The sequence below is a fragment of the Pelomonas sp. CA6 genome (assembly GCF_022549225.1).
Lineage (GTDB): Bacteria > Pseudomonadota > Gammaproteobacteria > Burkholderiales > Burkholderiaceae_C > Roseateles.
Genome location: NZ_JAKZFD010000008.1, coordinates 83,457 through 100,851, shown reverse-complemented (window position 1 = coordinate 100,851; position 17,395 = coordinate 83,457). Strand labels below are relative to the sequence as shown.

Genomic DNA, 17,395 nt, shown 5'->3' with positions numbered 1-17,395 from the left:
CTAGGGGCTGGGATCGTCTGCAGTTCCGGCGATTGATGAAACTCAATCATATGCAGGGGGAATTATGAAGCGATTGCTCTTATTGGGCGTTCTTTTATTTAGTGGGGTCTCAGTTCAAGCTGATACGGTTGCCTATATAAAAGGCGGTACATTTACCGCAAGTGTTCAATATGGCTCTCGGCCCGCGTATCAGGAGAGTCAGGATTATTACAATGGACCTCGAACCTTGCGATATCTGGCGGAAGAGGTCTATGGTGTTAGGAAGAGGCTTAAGGAAGCCTTTGATAAGGGTGTTTCGGAGAGGGTTGCGCAGGAGGGTGGTGAATTTACGTTGGGGAAGTTAAGTGGTCCTATTGAAGCTACTGTTGTAGGGGTTGGTGGATATCTGAATTCAATCGTCATCGGGGGATTTAGTTACGGTGGCTATGTTTCTGTGACGCAAAAACGATGGGGTATTTCTGTTACGTGTAATGCTTCTGTTGTTTTGGAGGGGGTGAAAATTGAGACTGAGTACGATGCCCAAACGGCGCGCGTTGACCCCGTTAAAACAAAGGCTGAATTCAATCCCATTTATGGGGTGAATCATTGTGACTCATCTCTGTCCTGGATTCCGTTGTTGGGGCGAATCGTTGATCTGACTGCGGAGCATTACGCCCAAAAGTTGCTTGGTGAATATGTTAATCAGTTGCCAGGGCAGATTACATCTTTCATCATTGGTGAGATAAACGGTACGGCTAATGTCGCTCAGCGGGCCTTCTCTCCAAATGCACGCCTTTGGGGTGATGACGGAGCGGCACCATTGCTGCACTCATATTTGCAGTCTAATGCCCAATGGCTCTTTACGGGGCGCACATTTCGTGTCCATTTAGGCGAAGAACCGAAAGCGTTCCGCAGCAATACCATTGATGATGTGGTCAAGGAAGCTTATGCGTTTAAGTTTGATTTTTCTGATCAAAATAACAAATTTGAGTTGTCGCTTAAGGACAGTAGGTTGTTTAGTTTTGCTTGGGTGTGCCGAAAGCCGCCATTAGGATGTGTGCCTGACTATTGATGTTGGATTAAGCGTTTTCTTGCTCTGGGCGTTCATCCTGGTTAATAAGCCAAATTCTTGGAGTTCCCGGGATGAATGCCGCGACTGCTGGCTAAGTCAGGTGTTTTGAGTAGCGAAGCCATCTCAGCTTCGTTCGCGCCAGAACGAAAGCATGAGCAAAAGTGACGAAATCCTGTCAGGCACATAGGTGCGCTATTGCGAAGATCGCCGAGTCGCTCTTTTCGAACAATTGCTGCATTAAGTGCAAACGCAGCATGGCCTCTGCTGGGAGGCGGCGGGCGCGCGTGTTTGCCCTGTGAGAAGTATGTCCACACCAGGGCCAACAAGCCGGCCCATAGCACGACCTCTTACGTCGCCCTCAGGCGCTCTGGTCGGCGCGTTCACCGGGCCTCTGCTGTTTCGAGGTCGGTGCCGTCATAGCGCTTCACGCTTGCGCAAGGCGCGACATGCGGCGTCTAGACTTTCCTTAGGATGCTCTGCACAACTCACGCTCCGGCGTGCTGATGCGCTGAACCAATCGGAATGTGATGGTGCCATCCGCAGATCTGCCTCGGTTTTCCAGCGCGCAGCCTCGATTCGGCCGCAGGCAGTGCTGCTCTGGAGACCTGCGGACGCACTCATGCCCGCACTCCCAGCAGTTTGCGGCGAACCATCCACAAATTGGCCAGCGCGAACAGCGTGTACAACTGCGCCGTGTTCTTGGCCAAGCCGCGGTAGCGCACCTTGACGTGGCCAAACTGGCGTTTGACCACTCGGAAGGGGTGCTCCACGCGTGCCCGGATGCCGGCCTTGACCCGCTCCAGTTGCTCGGTCAATGCCTCGATCGGCTTGGTCAGGTCCAGCGTGCGCCTCTTGCCGCGACGCATCGCGATATTCCACTTCACGTCGGCCTTGGCATCGGGGCGCTGGGCTGCACCGCGATATCCCGCATCGACATAGACCTCGCGGTCGCTGTCACGCAGCAGGCCATTGGCCTCGACCACGTCGTTGACTGCGCCGCTGGTGCCCTTGACCGTGTGGACCAGTCCCGACTCGACGTCCACGCCAATGTGGCACTTCATGCCGAAGTACTACTGCTGGCCCTTGCGGCTTTGCTTCATCTCCGGGTCGCGCTCGCCACTGCTGTTCTTGGTCGAACTCGGCGCAGCGATCAAGGTGGCGTCCACCACCGTACTGCTCTTGAGCATCACGCCCTTGGCGCTCAACAGGTCGTTGACGGTCTGCAGGATCTGCGCAGCCAGCTTGTGCTTCTCCAGCACATGCCGGAACCGAAGGATCGTGCTCTCGTCAGGCAGGCGCTCGTCCCAGCCTTCCAGACCCGCGAACTCGCGGAAAACCGGCATGTCGTCCAGCGCTTCTTCCATCGCCGGGTCGCTCAGCGCGAACCACTGCTGCATGAAATGAATGCGCAGCATCGTCTCCGGAGAGAACGGCGGGCGGCCACGCTTGCCCTCCGGCAAATACGGCGACACCAGCGCCACAAGATCGGCCCACGGTACGACCTTCTCCATCTCGTCTAGGAATCCCCGGCGCCGCGTCCGCTTGGCCGTCTGTCCCAGGCCTAGGCTGTGCTGCTTTTCATGGACCGTATCGCCTCAGTGCTTCACGTCGACGCCCAGCACGGCAACTGGCGATTTGTGCAGAGCTTCCCTAGTCGTTCAAGCCCGGCAAGGTCAGCCAGCGCGCCAGCCTCTGGCGCAGCGTCATGAAGTCCAGCGGCTTGGTGAGGTGTTCATCCATGCCGGCCTTCAAGCTGTCGGCGACGTCGCTTTCCAGTGCGTGGGCGGTCAGCGCGAGGATGGGGAAATGGGGCAACCGGCCGTCGGCCTGCAGCGCGCGCAGGCGGCGGGCGCATTCCAGGCCATCCATGCCCGGCATCTGGATATCCATCAGCACCAGGCTGGGAGCGGTCTGGCAGCAGTGGTCCAGCGCCTCCTGGCCGTCGCGGGCGAGCAAGGTCTGCAGGCCCATCAGCGCCAGGAACTCCAGCGCGACGACCTGGTTGATCGGGTTGTCCTCGACCAGCAGCACCAGCCGGCCGGCCGCGCCGGGCACCGGTCGTTCGACCACGGTCGATGCCGCACCGGGGGCGTGCCCGGGCTCAGCGGCCATCCACTGGCTGGCGCGCCCGATTCCCGCGAGTTGCTTGTACTCCATGTGTGGCATTCTCCCCGAACAACCTGGCGCGCAGCGGCGCTCCGGCCCCGCGGGCGGCGGAGCCGGATGACGGTCTGATTGTTGCCTGAGCCGGTCGGACAGGGCAAGCCCATCCCCGACCGTTGGACCGCGAACGGACAAAGGGCCGGTTCCGGCCGCTGAACGGCACGCCCTTTGCTGACAAGAACTGACACCGGCCCTGCCTAGAATGACCGCCCACCCGCCAAAGAGCCCAGCATGTCCGACGCCGATATCCGCATCCGCGGTGCCCGCCAGCACAACCTGAAGAATCTCGACCTGGATCTGCGCACCGGGGAGTTGACCGTGGTCACCGGTCCGAGCGGGTCGGGCAAGTCCAGCCTGGTGTTCGACACCCTGTATGCCGAGGGGCAGCGGCGCTATGTGGAGACCTTCTCCGCCTATGCGCGCCAGTTCCTGGATCGCATGGACCGCCCGGCGGTGGACAAGGTGGAGGGCGTGCCGCCGGCCATCGCGATCGACCAGACCAACCCGGTGCGCACCAGCCGCTCCACGGTGGGCACGATGACCGAGCTCAACGACCACCTGAAGCTGCTCTTCGCGCGCGGGGCCGAGCTCTTCGACCGCGAGACCGCGACGCCGGTGCGCCACGACACGCCGCAGACCATCTATGCCGAGCTGATGACGCGCACGCGCGAGGCCGATCCGCGCCTGGTCGTGACCTTCCCGGTGGAGCTGCCGGCCACGGTCAGCGAGGCCGAGGTGACGCAGTGGCTGTCGGCGTCGGGCTTCACGCGGGTGCAGGCCGAGCGGGTGGTCGACGAACGGAAGATCCTGGATGTCGTGGCCGACCGCTTCCGCATTCAGGGCGCCGAGCAGGCGCGGGTGCTGGAGGCCATCGAGCTGGCGCTCAAACGCGGCAGCGGGCGGCTGACGGTCTACGCACTGGGCGCGGACGAAGGCGCGCCGCCGCAGCTGTGGCGCTACTCCACCGGGCTGCACTGCCCGGACAGCGACATCCGCTACGCCGACCCGCAGCCGGCGCTGTTCTCGTTCAACTCGGCGATGGGCGCCTGCGACAGCTGCCGCGGCTTCGGCCGCGTCATCGGCGTGGACCTGGGCCTGGTGATCCCGGACGAGAAGAAGACCCTGCGCAACGGCGCGATCAAGCCGCTGCAGACCCCGGCCTGGAAGGAATGCCAGGACGACCTGATGAAGTACGCCGGCGAAGCCGGCATCCCGCGCGACACCGCGTGGAACCAGCTCACCACGGCGCAACGCGACTGGGTCATCGAGGGCAGCCCGAACTGGAACGGCAACTGGAACAAGCAGTGGTACGGGGTGCGCCGCTTCTTCGACTACCTGGAGAGCAAGGCCTACAAGATGCACATCCGGGTGCTGCTGTCCAAGTACCGCAGCTACACCGAGTGCCCGGCCTGCCGCGGCGCGCGGCTGAAGACCGAGGCGCTGCTGTGGCGCATCGGCTCCAGGGCGCTGGCCGACGAGGTGCTGCCGGCGGCGCAGCGCTTCCTGCCCGAGGGCGTGCGCTGGTCCCGCGCGCAGCTGGAGGCGCTGCCGGGGCTGTCGGTGCACGACCTGATGCAGCTGCCCATCCACCGGCTGCGCCGCTTCATGGACGCGCTGCAGCTGCCCGGCACGATGCTGGACGAGGCCTTGAAGCTGCTGCTCGAAGAGATCCGCAACCGGCTCAAATACCTCTGCGACGTGGGCATCGGCTATCTGACGCTGGATCGCCAGAGCCGCACGCTGTCCGGTGGCGAGGTGCAGCGCATCAACCTGACCACGGCGCTGGGCACCTCGCTGGTCAACACGCTGTTCGTGCTGGACGAGCCCAGCATCGGCCTGCATCCGCGCGACATGAACCGCATCGTGCAGGCCATGCAGCGCCTGCGCGACGCGGGCAACACCCTGGTGGTCGTCGAACATGATCCGGCGGTGATGCTGGCCGCCGACCGCCTGATCGACATGGGCCCAGGGCCGGGGCGCCAGGGCGGGCAGATCGTGTTCGACGGCACGCCCTCCGAGATCCGCGCGGCCGACACGCTGACCGGCGCCTACCTGGGCGCGCGCAAGCATGTGGGCATGGGGCTGAAGCGGCCAGTGGACGCGAACACGCCGCGCCTGGTCCTGGAGGGCGCGCGCGAGCACAACTTGAAGAACGTCAGCGTCGAGTTCCCGCTGCAGCGCATGGTGGCCGTCACCGGCGTGTCCGGCTCGGGCAAGAGCACGCTGATGCAGGACGTGCTCTACCCGGCGCTGGCGCGCTGGTTCGGCCAGGCCACCGAAACGCCCGGCGCGCACGACCGGCTGCTGGGCGCGGACTGGCTGGCCGACGCGGTCTTCGTCGACCAGTCGCCGATCGGCAAGACGGCGCGCTCCAACCCGGCCAGCTATGTCGGCGTGTTCGACGAGATCCGCAAGCGCTTCGCCGAGGCCCCGCTGGCCAAGGAGCGCAGCTATGGCGCCGGCATGTTCAGCTTCAACGCGGGCGACGGGCGCTGCCCCAGCTGCGGCGGTTCGGGCTTCGAGCATGTGGAGATGCAGTTCCTCTCGGACGTCTATCTGCGCTGCCCGGACTGCGACGGCAAGCGCTTCCGCGCCGAGATCCTGGAGGTGAAGCTGGAGCGCGGCGGGCGCGAGCTGAGCGTCTCCGACGTGCTGGACCTGACGGTGGCCGACGCGCTGCAGCTCTTCAAGGACGACCGCGAGGTGCTGACCAAGCTGCAGCCGCTGTCCGACGTGGGCCTGGACTACCTGACCCTGGGCCAGCCGGTGCCCACATTGTCGGGCGGCGAGGCGCAGCGGCTCAAGCTGGCCGGCTTCCTCGCCGAGGCCGCGGCCAGCGCCAGCAAGACGCGCCAGACGGTGGCGCGCAAGGGCACGCTTTTCCTGTTCGACGAGCCCACCACCGGGCTGCACTTCGACGACATCGCCAAGCTGATGCGCGCGATGCGCAAGCTGCTGGCGGCCGGGCATTCGCTGATCCTGATTGAGCACAACCTGGACGTGATCCGCGCGTCGGACTGGGTCATCGACCTGGGGCCCGAGGGTGGCGAAGACGGCGGCGAGGTGGTGGTCTGCGGCACGCCCGAGGAGGTGCGCGAACACAAGAGCTCGCACACCGCGCAGGCGCTGCGCGAGTACGCGGCCGAGATGGACCGACCCCCGATGCAGGTGGAGGAGGGGCGCCCGCTGCAGAGCCTGGTGCGCGCGCGCCGCCAGACGGACGAGGCGATCCGCATCGTCAACGCCCGCGAGCACAACCTGAAGTCGGTCGACGTGGCCATCCCGCGCGGCAAGTTCAACGTCGTCACCGGCGTCTCCGGTTCGGGCAAGAGCACGCTGGCCTTCGACATTCTGTTCAACGAAGGCCAGCGCCGCTACCTGGAGTCGCTCAACGCCTATGCGCGCTCCATCGTGCAGCCCGCCGGCCGACCCGAGGTGGACGCGGTCTGGGGCATCCCGCCCACGGTGGCGATCGAGCAGCGGCTCTCGCGCGGTGGGCGCAAGAGCACGGTGGCGACCACCACCGAGGTCTGGCATTTCCTGCGCCTGCTCTACGTGAAGCTGGGCGTGCAGCACTGCCCCAACGACGGCACGCCGGTGCGCCCGCAGAGCGTGGAGGCGATCGCGGCCCAGCTGCTGCGCGACTACCGCGGCCAGCACATCGGGCTGCTCGCGCCGCTGGTGGTCAACCGCAAGGGCGTGTACACCGACCTGGCCAAATGGGCCAAGGGCCGCGGCCACACCCATCTGCGTGTGGACGGCGAGTTCCTGCCCACCTCGCCGTGGCCGCGGCTGGACCGCTTCAAGGAGCACAGCATCGAGCTGCCGGTGGGCGACCTGGTCGTGGGCGCCGACCAGGAGGCCGCGCTGCGCGAACTGCTGGCCAAGGCACTGGAGCAGGGCAAGGGCGTGGTGCAGGTGCTCAGCCCGCTGGACGGGCTGAAGGCCGCGCTGCACGCCGGCACGCCGACGCGTGGCATCGGCCAGGTCAAGGTCTTCTCGACCAAGCGCGCCTGCCCCAGCTGCGGCACCAGCTACCCGGAGCTGGACCCGCGCCTGTTCAGCTACAACAGCAAGCATGGCTGGTGCGGCAGTTGCGTGGGGACAGGTCTTGCCTTGACGCGCGAGCAGCGCAAGCAGCTGGACGACTCCCAGCAGGACAAGGACAACCGCGGCCGCGAACAGAGCTTCCCGGCCGAGGAAGCGGAGGTCGAGGACCTGTCCGACCAGCCCTGCCCGGACTGCCAGGGCTCGCGCCTGAACCCGGTGGCGCGCGCGGTGAGCTTCGCGCAGCGCGGCATCGCCGAGGTCGCGGGCTGGAGCGTGACGCAGGCGCGCGAGTGGATCGCCGGGCTGGCGCTCGCCGGCCGCGACGCCGAGATCGCGCGCGACGTGATCACCGAGATCCGCGGCCGGCTGGAGTTCCTTGAGGAGGTCGGCCTGGGCTATCTGACACTGGACCGCGCCGCGCCCACGCTGTCGGGCGGCGAGGCGCAGCGCATCCGCCTGGCCGCGCAGCTGGGCAGCAATCTGCAGGGCGTCTGCTATGTGCTGGACGAGCCGACCATCGGCCTGCATCCGCGCGACAACCAGATCCTGCTGAAGGCCCTGGCCACGCTGGGCGACAAGGGCAACACGCTGGTCGTGGTGGAGCACGACGAGGACACCATACGGCGCGCCGACCACATCATCGACATCGGCCCCGGCGCCGGCAAGCGCGGCGGCCGCGTGATCGCGCAGGGCTCGGCCGCGGAGCTGGCCGCGCACGCGGATTCGCTGACCGGGCGCTTCCTCGCGCATCCCCTGATCCACCCGCTGCACCCGCGCCGCGAGGTCGATGCCGCGACGCCGCGCCTCACCGTTCGCGAGGCCACGCTGCACAACCTGCGTGGCGTGACGGTGGACGTGCCGCTGCAGCGCCTGGTCGCGGTGACCGGGGTGTCCGGCTCGGGCAAGAGCACGCTGGCGCGCGACGTGTTGCTGGCCAACATGGCGATGGCGGTGCCGCTGCGCAAGGACCCGTCGGCCTGGGTGGGCTGCGCCGGCATCGACGGCCATCAGCAGGTGGACCGCGTGCTGGAGGTGGACCAGACCCCGATCGGCAAGACGCCGCGCAGCTGCCCGGCCACCTATGTGGGCTTTTGGGACGCGATCCGCCGGCTGTTCGCCGAGACGCTGGAGTCCAAGGCGCGCGGCTACGGGCCGGGCCGCTTCAGCTTCAACACCGGCGAAGGGCGCTGCCCGGCCTGCGAGGGCCAGGGCATGCGCACCATCGCGATGAGCTTCCTGCCGGACGTGAAGGTGCTGTGCGACCAATGCCATGGCCAGCGCTTCAACCCCGAGACGCTGGCGGTGAGCTGGCGGGGCAAGAGCATCGGCGACGTGCTGCAGATGGAGGTGGACGAGGCGGTGGAGTTCTTCGCCGCGATGACCGCCATCGCCCATCCGCTGAAGCTGCTGCAGGACGTGGGCCTGGGCTATCTGACGCTGGGCCAGCCCAGCCCCACGCTGTCCGGCGGCGAGGCGCAGCGCATCAAGTTGGTCAGCGAGCTGGTCAAGGTGCGCGACGACGTGACGCGCCGCGGCCAGAAGGCGCCGCACACGCTGTACGTGTTGGACGAGCCCACCGTGGGCCTGCACATGGCCGATGTGGAAAAGCTGATCCGCGTGCTGCACCGGCTGGTCGGTGGCGGCCACAGCGTGGTGGTGATCGAGCACGACCTGGACGTGATCGCCGAGGCCGACTGGGTGCTGGACCTGGGGCCGGAAGGCGGTGCCGGCGGCGGCCGCGTGGTGGCGGCGGGGCGGCCGGAGGATCTGGTGGCGCTGCGCACGCACACCGGCGTGGCGCTGGCGCCGGTGCTGGCGCGCCAGGGATGACGGCGGACCTGTCCGACCCCGCGCGCCTGGCCCATGCGCTGCAGCTGGTCGAGCAGGCCGACCTGTTGGTCATCGCGGCGGGCGCCGGCATGGGCGTCGATTCGGGGCTGCCGGATTTCCGCGGCAACGAGGGCTTCTGGCGCGCCTATCCGGCGCTGGGCCGGGCCGGGCTGGACTTCGTCGAGATCGCCAACCCGGAGGCCTTCCGCCGCGATCCCGCGCTGGCCTGGGGCTTCTATGGCCACAGGCTGGCCCTGTACCGGCGCACGCGGCCGCATGCGGGCTTCGCCATCCTGCGCCGCTGGGGCGAACGCTGCGAGCGCGGCGCGCTGGTCTACACCAGCAATGTGGACGGCCAGTTCCAGTGCGCCGGCTTCGACGAGGCCCAGGTCTGGGAATGCCATGGCTCGCTGCTGCACCTGCAATGCAGCCGGCCTTGCGGCGACGAGGTCTGGTCGGCCGAGGGCTTCGAGCCCGAGGTGGACGAGTCGGCCTGCCGCTTGTTGAATGAGGCGCCGCGCTGTCCGCGCTGTGGTGCGCTGGCACGGCCCAATGTGCTGATGTTCGGCGATGGCCAATGGGTGGATCCGCGCGAGCGGGCGCAGTCGCGCGAGTTGCTGCCGCGTCTGCGCGCTGCGCGCAAGCCGCTGGTGATCGAACTGGGCGCGGGTACGGCCGTGCCCTCGGTGCGCCGTTTCGGCCAGCAGGTGCTGCGCGAGCTGAACGGCAGGCTGCTGCGCATCAACCTGCGCGAGCCGCAGGTGCCGTCGCCGCGCGACCTGGGCTTGGCGATGGGGGCGCTGGACGCGCTGCAGCAGCTGGATGCCGCACTGGGCGGTTGATGAGCGGCTGATGAGCGGCGAGGGCCCGGAGCCCGGGACGCTCAGCGCTGGCTGCGCGCCTTGCGGCCGTCGAACTCGGCCAGCTGCTTCTTCAGCAAGGCCATCAGCACGCGGGCATTGGCCTCGCTCATGGTGACCAGGCTGCCGGGCTCGATGCCGTCGACCGGCGTCTTGGGCGTCACCAGCGCGTCGACCTTGAAGCTCACCGTGCCGTGGCTGGAGTTGCTCGCGGCCTTGAACTTCTGGATCTCGATCTGGTGAATTTTCATCGCTGATACATCGTCATCGGGCACGGCGGCCAAAGACGCAGTGTATTGCAGCGCCGCCCGCGGCCTTCAGCGGTGGAACTTGCCGTCGGGGCCGATGATGGACAGGTCGGCGTAGTCCAGGCCGCTGTGGTCGCTGCCGCTGTAGCCCAGCTCCATGCCGCCCAGGTCCAGCTTGCGCAGGCCGTTGAGCGCGGCGATCAGCTTTTCGCGCGTCGGGTTGTTGCCGGCGCGCTTGAGGCCTTCGACCAGCACCTTGGCGGCCGCGAAGCCTTCCATCATGGCCGGCGAGATGTCGCCGCTGCCCTTGGCGCGCAGCAGGTCCGCGGCCTCGCGGATGATGGGCGCGGACAGCGAGCGCTCATACGGAAAGACCTGGGTGACGATGGTGCCGCGCGCCTGCTCGCCCAGCTGCTTGATGAAGCCGGCGGAGGCATTGTTGGACAGCGTCACCACCTGCGCGCGCGAGCCGGCGCCGCGCAGCGCCTTGATGCCGTCGGCGACCGCGACACCCGAGCCGATGAAGAGCACGGCCTGCGCCTCGGCCTTGGCCACCTTGGGGGCGATGGTGCTGAAGTCGGGCTTGGCGCGGTCGAATTTTTCCAGCAGCGCCGGTTTCTTGCCCACCGCGGCGAAGCCCTTCTGCGCGCCCTGCACGGCGTCGGCACCGAAGCTGTCGTCCACCTGCAGCACGGCGATGCGCTCCATGCCGATCAGGCTCAGGTGGCGCACCGCGCGCTCGGCCTCGCGCTGGTAGGTGGCGCGCACGTTGAAGACATAGGGGTTGACCGGCTGATGCAGCAGCATGGCGCCGGTGGACGGAGCCACCAGCGCGAGCTTGTGCTCGGCCAGCAGTGGCAGGATGGCCTGGTTGTGCGGCGTGCCGCGCGTCAGGAACAGCGCCAGCACCTTGTCGTCGACGACCAGCTTTTTCGCGTTTTCGCCGGCGCGCTGCGGCTCGAAGCCATCGTCCATGGAGATCAGCTGGATCTTCTGCCCATTGACGCCGCCGCCGGCATTGACGGCGTCGAGGTAGAGCTTGGCACCGTCGGTGGTTTCCTTGACGCCGGCCGCGACCGGGCCGCTGAAACCGGCCGTCTGGCCGATCAGGATTTGCGCGCTTGCGTTGGCGGCGTTGAGCATCAGCCCGGCGCTCAGCGCCAGATTCCACAAGACCTGCAGTCGTCCCATGCGTGTCTCCCTCGTTGATCTTGGGTTGGCATGATGCCCGCAGCCCGCCGGGCGCGATAGGGCGAAGACGCATCAAGAGGCGGCGACGCAGTCGCCTCCGCGGGGGTCAGTGCTTGCTGTCGCTGCCGCGGTCGAATTCGGTGGCGCGGTAGACGTTGCCGTCCCAGTGGTGGGCGCGGCGGCGCGCCCGCGCGATCGCGTCCTGCGCTTCCTGGTGGGCGGCGCGGCGGCGTGCCCGGCGGTCCAGCCGCCCTGGCGGGCCGCGCCGCAGCGTGCTGCGCAGACCCGTCAGCCAGGCCTCCAGCCGCGCCCGCTGCACGGCAGGCAATGCCATGTGCACAGCCAGGACAAGGCAGCACAGCAAACCCACGGAAGCGAGGATCTTGGCAAGCATAGGAGGCGGCGACAGTCGCTGGTCGGACTATACGCGAGCCCCCTTGGCCGCGGCCCCTGGGGCGGTTACCGAGTGCTTGGTACGTTTGTGCGAACTTCAGTCGCGATCGCGGCCATGGCCATGACCATGGCCGCGCCCATGACCGCGCGGCGGCCCGTCGCGGTCCTCGCGCCGCCAGTCAGCGCCATAGCGGTGCTCGTACCAGTCCTCGCGGACAAAGTAGACCGGGGTGCCGCAGGCGTCGTAGCGCGCGCAGTGCTTGGACCAGTTCCGGTAGTGCCCGGGAGGCACGCGCAGATAAATGGGCGCCGGCGGACGCGCAATCGGTCGGATCACCGTCGGCTGCGCGTAGATCACCGAGGGAGCGACCGGACCCACGTCGATGCGTCCGTAGAAGCCCGGCTGGCCCACGCTGATGGAGACGCCGACATCGGCGGCCTGTGCAGCCGGGGTGACGGTCAGCGCGGCGGCGAGCGCCAATGCCAGCGTGGCGCCCAGGCGGGGAAGGGAGGTGGTCATGACAAGGTCCCGGGAGTGTTGTCTTGTGTTTCAACGCGATCAGCATGCCCGCGGTGCACCCCTGTGCGGTAAACAAATGTGCCGCCCCCCATGTCCAAGGGGGTGACGGCCACAACTTTTTACAATCCCGCCGCCCCGAACGGGGGTGCTGGAGCGGCGAATGGCCATTAACGAGAAGACATCGAACGGATTTGGAATGTGGCGGCCGGCGCTGGTCGCATGGGCGGTGGGGGTGCTGGTCGCGACGGCTCCGCAAACCTGGGCCCAGGCGCCCGCAGCCGGTCTGGCAGGGCCCAGCCTGGAACAGCTGTTCCGCGCCAAGTCCTACCGTGGTGAGGCGGCGAAGTCGGCTCAGTTCAGCCACAACGGCCGCTTCCTGGCCTATCTGTGGAACCCGTTCGGCGAACCGGGCCAGGATTTGTATGTGCACGACCTGCGCTCGGGCCAGACCCTGAGGCTGTCCTCGCCCGCGCTGATGGCCGCGGTGGACACGCCGGAACAGCTGGCGCGCTTCGAGCGCAAGCGCCAGCAGCGTGACCGCGAGCAGGACCAGCGCCAGGCGCGCGAGGAGGCGCAGGCCGCCTATCTGCGCGGCGAGGCGGCGGATCTGGGGCAATGGGAGCGCACCGAGCTGGCGCAGCTCAAGCTCGAGCTGGAACAGAAGAAGCAGCGCGACGAGGCCCGCAAGGCCGCCGACAAGGCGGCGCTGGCCGACAGCGCGGCGTCCGCGCCCGTCGCCCCGGCGGCGGCGGCCTCCGCCCCCGCGGCCAAGAAGGCCGAGCTCGAGCTCTGGGAGCTGCGCGACGAGTTGAAGAAAAAGCAGCAGCGCGAGAAGCTCAAGCCCGAGGACCTCTACCCCGGCGTGGCCCAGTTCGCCTGGGCGCAGAGCGCCGACGAGCTGATCTTCCAGTACCGCGGCCAGCTGCTGCGCTGGAAGGCCGGTGACGCTCGCGCCCAGCCGCTGCTCAACCTGGGCCGCAAGCTCAGCGTGATCGGCTACATGGCCGACGACAAGGGCTACTGGTTCCAGGACGAGGCGCGCGTGATGGGTGCGCGCTTCGATTCGGCGCGCATCCAGTGGGTCAACCCCGAGCTGCTCCATGCCGACGATGAGGACCGCAAGTACCGCATCGAGTCCACCGCGCTGAGCGAGAACGGTCGCTGGATGGCCCTGGTGGCGCGCGCACCGCTGGTCGGCGCCGAGGGCAAGCCGGCCCCCAAGCCGGGCCGCCAGGTCGAGATCATGGGCTACTCGGAGCGCTTCGCGAGCGCGCGCACGGTGGACCGCGAGGTCTCCGACGACAAGCGCCTGCTGCAGCCGCTGGCCCTGTACATCCGCCAGCTGCCCGCGCCCGGCGTGGATCTGCCCAAGCAGCCGCAGCCGGTGTTCACGCATCCCGGCGGCGACACCTGGTTCGAAATCTCGCCGCTGGCCTGGACGCGCAACGGCAGCCATTACGCCTTCGTGACCTGGGAGCGCGAGATCGAGCGCCTGCGCGTCTACCTGGGCCGCGCCGATGAGAGCGCCAAGCCCGAGATGGTGCTGGAGCGCCGCGCGCCGCTGCACCATGAGCTGGTCAATGTGATGACGCCGCGTTTCACGCCGGACGGCAAGCAGCTGGTGCTGGTGCTGGACCAGGACGGCTGGCGCCAGCCCGTCGCGATGGACCTGGCCACGCGCGCGCTCAAGCCGCTGCTGAAGGGCGAGTTCGAGGCGTACAACGTGCTGGGCTTCACGCCCGACGCGACGCAGATGTTCGTGGCCGCCAACAAGGACGACCTGGGCGCGATGAACCTGTGGAAAGTGGACCTGCGCAACGGCGCGATGCAGGCGCTGGGACGCAGCCCCGACTACCACCGCAACGCCACCGTCTCGCGCAACGGCCAGTGGCTGGCCGCGGTGGCGGGGCACTGGGGCGAGCGCCCGGAGCTCAAGCTGCTCAGCGCGCAAGGCGCCGAGCCGCGCGTGCTGACGCAGAGCCATGACCCGGCCTGGGCCCAGGTCGACGCGCTGCGGCCCGAGCGCTTCAGCTTCGTCAACCGCCACGGCGACCGACTCTACGCCTATGTGTTCAAGCCCAAGGGCTGGACGGCGCTGGACCGTCGCCCCGCGGTGGTCTACACCTATGGCGGCCCGCTGAATGACCGCCACACCGTGGAGACCGACAGCTTCCAGCCCACCGGCTATCTGTTCGGCATGTACATGGCGGCGCGCCACGGCTATGTGACGGTGGCGGTGGACCCGCGCGGCCACTCCAACTACGGCCGCCGTTTCGCCGACGCGAACTGGGAGCAGCCGGGCCGGCCGCAGAGCGAGGACCTGGAGGACCTGGTCACCCATATGAAGGCCAACCTGGGCGTGGACGGCCAGCGCATCGGCCTGAACGGCTGGAGCTTCGGTGGCTTCCAGACTCAGTACACGCTGTACACCAAGCCCGACCTGTTCGCCGCCGGCATCGCCGGCGCCGGCCCCACCGAATGGGAGAACTACAACAGCTGGTACAGCGGCCGCACCATCGGCAAGGTGGACCGCAGCAAGCCGGTGCTGCGCAAGTACTCGCTGCTGCCGCTGGCGCGCAACCTGAAGAAGCCGCTGCTGCTGGTGCATGGCATGCAGGATCCCAACGTGCTGTTCCAGGACACGGTGAACGTGTACCGGGCGCTGATGGAGTCCGGCAAGGAGGGTCTGGTCGACCTGTTCCTGGACCCGGACGGTGAGCACGGCATGGGCGGCGCGGTGAAGACCGCCGGCTGGCACCGCAAGTACGAGGCCTTCTGGCTGCAGCACCTGGGCCGGGCGCAGTGACGCGGCGCGCCAGCGCCGGGGCTGGGTGCGCTCAGTAGTCCAGCCGACGGATGCTGACGCGCTGCGGCGCCTTGGGGTCGCGCGCATAGCCCAGCGCGTCGCCCATCAGGTCCACCGCGTTGTCAAAGCAGCCGTGCGACGCGGCGATGCTGCCGACCCCGGTGGGCACGTCGCGGCGCGACAACTCCAGCCTCTGGGCGCCCGCCTTCTCCTGCGCGGCCCAGAAGGCCTGCCAGGCGCGCAGCTCGGGCAGGCTGGCGCCGGACCATTGATCGTCCGCCGCCGCATCGGTGGCGGTGGCGGCGTCGAAGGCCTTGGCCATGCCCATCAGCGGCGTCTTGTGCAGGTCCTCGAAGCTGCGGCTCACCAGATAGAGCAGCGACTTGCGGTAGGGCCCCACGCTGTCGTCCAGCTCGTTGCGGTCCGACAGCACATGCAGGATCCAGCGCCGCGCGTCCAGGGTGCCGTTCTCCACGGCCGGCTTGTAGTAGTCCAGCGCAAAGCGCAGCGTGCAGGCGGGCGCGAACAGGCGCAGCGTCGCTGCCTTCAGCCCGGCCTGGGCGAGCAGCGGCAGCATTGCGCCCAGCACGATGGCGCCGGCCGAATGGCCGATCAGGTGGATCTCCAGCCCCGGCCGCTGCGCCGCCAATTGCTTCAGCTGCTCCACCATCGCGCGCACGCCGCCCTGTGCATGGCTGCTGGCGCGCTCGGCATTGAGCTTCATCTGCCCCCACATCGCGCCGCCGGGCGCGCGCAGCAGCGGCTCCAGCAGGCGGTCGGTCTTGTCGGTGAGCCGGTCCATCCAGCCGCGCGACGGGCCCTCGCCGGCGCCGGGCACCATGCGCGCCAAGGCCTCCTCGACCAGGTCGCCGACGGTTTCCAAGGCGCCGCTGCGCCAGGTCAGGAACAGCGGGTACAGCCCCGCGCCGAGCGCATAAGGAGCGATGGCGCGGACGCGGGCGATGGAGTCGGCCTCGCTGTTGAGCCCGCCGTGCGCGTAGACCAGCAGCTTGCGGCTGCCCTGGGCCTGCATCCAGGCCAGCGGGCGCTGCAGCGCGGCCTGGGCCAGCGCGGTCTGCGCGTCTTCGGCGGTGATGTCGTTGCGCACCGGAAAGCCGCGGTCCAGCAGCAGCGCATGGCGGTAGGCCTGGTCCGCGTCCAGCGGCTGCTGCGCCGCGGGCAGGTCGCGGTAGCGGCGCGAAAAGGCGTCGCCACCGCCGACCAGGCCGATGCTGCCCTGCTGATCGGTGCAGTCGTGCACCGGCTGGGCGCCCGAGGACGGCAGCGTGAAGCGCGGCGAGCGCAAGGGCCGGGCGCCACCGCGCGCGGCCAGCGCATGCAGCCGCGGCACGCCCAGCGTGAAGGTCCAGGCGTCCTGGCCATGCGTGGTCCAGTCCTCGTAGGGCAGCAGCGCGAAGCCGCGCGCCCCCCAGTCCTCGCCCCAGGAGTTCTGCACCACGAAGCCCAGTTCGTTGTAGCCCACCAGCGCGAAAGCGTGGCCGCCGGGTTTCTTGGGCTTGGGCACATGGCGGATCGCCGGCAGGTCTTCGTGGCCCCGCAGCGGGGCGCGCGCCGGCACGGCCCAGCCCTCGTGCACAGTGGCCTGCACGTAGATCGCGCCGGTGTGGCTGATGGCCGCCTGCATGTCCACGACCGAGCGCGCATTGATGCGGTAGTAGACCCCCAGCGTGCAGCGCAGCGCATCCACGTCCCAGTTGCGCGCGGGATCGTCGGGCGCCTGGGCGTCCTCCAGCGGCGCCTGCGGCTGGCGCCGCCCCTGCGCATCGAGCGCATAGGGCCACAGCGCCTCGCTGCAGACGCCGTGGCGGTGCCAGCCCTTCAGGGCGCCGCGGCAGCTGGAGCCTTCGTAGTCCTCGCCGGGCCATTCGTCATAGACCTGGGCCAGCCGGTACAGCATGGCCGGGCTGACCCGGCGCGGCTTGTCCGCGCTCCCCTGCACCAGGCCGGGCACATAGAGCAGGTAATTGATCACCGCGGCCAGGCCGAAGCCGGTGCAGGCACCGTCCTCGCCCTGGTTCAGCACCAGGCCGGCGTCGGCATAGGCGGCGAACCAGTGGCGGACGTCGTCGTCGGTGGGGAACTGCGCGGGCAGGCTGCCCAGCGGCGGCTGGTAGGACCGGTCACGCAGGTCCAGCCGGTCGGGGCGGGCGTCCAGCGTCAGCTGGCGTGGTCCGATGGCGACGCTCTTGCGGGGCATGGTGGAACTCCTCGGTGCTGAGCGCCTCGATCCGCCGCGGCGCAGCCGGACGGGGCGAGGGGGGC

General features: G+C 68.2%; 10 protein-coding genes and 1 pseudogene. 4 read left to right on the top strand and 7 right to left on the bottom strand.

Features of this window, described 5'->3' with window-relative positions; all coding sequences use genetic code 11:
* Positions 1-64: 64 nt before the first annotated feature.
* Positions 65-1,051, top strand: coding sequence for a hypothetical protein (locus LZ017_RS14415; RefSeq protein WP_241397569.1), 987 nt, complete (start codon positions 65-67; stop codon positions 1,049-1,051).
* Positions 1,052-1,668: 617 nt separating this feature from the next.
* On the opposite strand, the pseudogene LZ017_RS14410 reads toward LZ017_RS14415, so the two are convergent.
* Together LZ017_RS14410 and LZ017_RS14405 are read right to left on the bottom strand one after the other, a co-directional pair.
* Positions 1,669-2,610 (bottom strand): annotated as a pseudogene (locus tag LZ017_RS14410) (IS5 family transposase).
* Positions 2,611-2,701: 91 nt separating this feature from the next.
* On the bottom strand, positions 2,702-3,208 hold the full coding sequence (locus LZ017_RS14405; protein ID WP_241397568.1) for a response regulator: 507 nt from the start codon (positions 3,206-3,208) through the stop codon (positions 2,702-2,704).
* Between the two features lie 237 nt (positions 3,209-3,445).
* Between LZ017_RS14405 and uvrA the strand changes: the two genes are divergently transcribed.
* On the top strand, positions 3,446-9,094 hold the full coding sequence (gene uvrA / locus LZ017_RS14400) for an excinuclease ABC subunit UvrA (protein ID WP_241397567.1): 5,649 nt from the start codon (positions 3,446-3,448) through the stop codon (positions 9,092-9,094).
* Entirely contained in the window at positions 9,091-9,936 is an 846-nt protein-coding gene (locus LZ017_RS14395) for a Sir2 family NAD-dependent protein deacetylase (RefSeq protein WP_241397566.1), read from the top strand. The genes uvrA and LZ017_RS14395 overlap by 4 nt, the downstream gene beginning before the upstream one ends.
* Before the next feature lie 41 nt (positions 9,937-9,977).
* On the opposite strand, the gene LZ017_RS14390 is transcribed toward LZ017_RS14395, so the two are convergent.
* The 4 genes from LZ017_RS14390 to LZ017_RS14375 all read right to left on the bottom strand — a co-directional run bounded on the left by LZ017_RS14390 (position 9,978) and on the right by LZ017_RS14375 (position 12,306).
* On the bottom strand, positions 9,978-10,205 hold the full coding sequence (locus LZ017_RS14390) for a hypothetical protein (protein WP_241397565.1): 228 nt from the start codon (positions 10,203-10,205) through the stop codon (positions 9,978-9,980).
* A 66-nt stretch (positions 10,206-10,271) separates the two neighbouring features.
* Positions 10,272-11,393: an ABC transporter substrate-binding protein gene (locus LZ017_RS14385; protein WP_374109927.1), complete on the bottom strand. Its 1,122-nt coding sequence runs from the start codon at positions 11,391-11,393 to the stop codon at positions 10,272-10,274.
* A 106-nt stretch (positions 11,394-11,499) separates the two neighbouring features.
* Positions 11,500-11,727, bottom strand: coding sequence for a hypothetical protein (locus LZ017_RS14380; protein ID WP_241397564.1), 228 nt, complete (start codon positions 11,725-11,727; stop codon positions 11,500-11,502).
* Between the two features lie 156 nt (positions 11,728-11,883).
* Positions 11,884-12,306 (bottom strand): hypothetical protein, encoded by a 423-nt coding sequence (locus LZ017_RS14375; protein WP_241397562.1) that lies wholly within the window; start codon positions 12,304-12,306, stop codon positions 11,884-11,886.
* A 196-nt stretch (positions 12,307-12,502) separates the two neighbouring features.
* On the opposite strand from LZ017_RS14375, the gene LZ017_RS14370 reads away from it, so the two are divergent.
* The gene (locus tag LZ017_RS14370; protein WP_241397561.1) at positions 12,503-15,112 is read left to right on the top strand and encodes a prolyl oligopeptidase family serine peptidase; all 2,610 of its coding nucleotides are present in this window, start codon (positions 12,503-12,505) and stop codon (positions 15,110-15,112) included.
* 31 nt (positions 15,113-15,143) lie between these two features.
* Here the strand turns inward: LZ017_RS14370 and LZ017_RS14365 are convergent, their stop codons facing one another.
* The gene (locus LZ017_RS14365) at positions 15,144-17,330 is read right to left on the bottom strand and encodes a C1 family peptidase (protein ID WP_241397560.1); all 2,187 of its coding nucleotides are present in this window, start codon (positions 17,328-17,330) and stop codon (positions 15,144-15,146) included.
* Positions 17,331-17,395 lie beyond the last annotated feature (65 nt).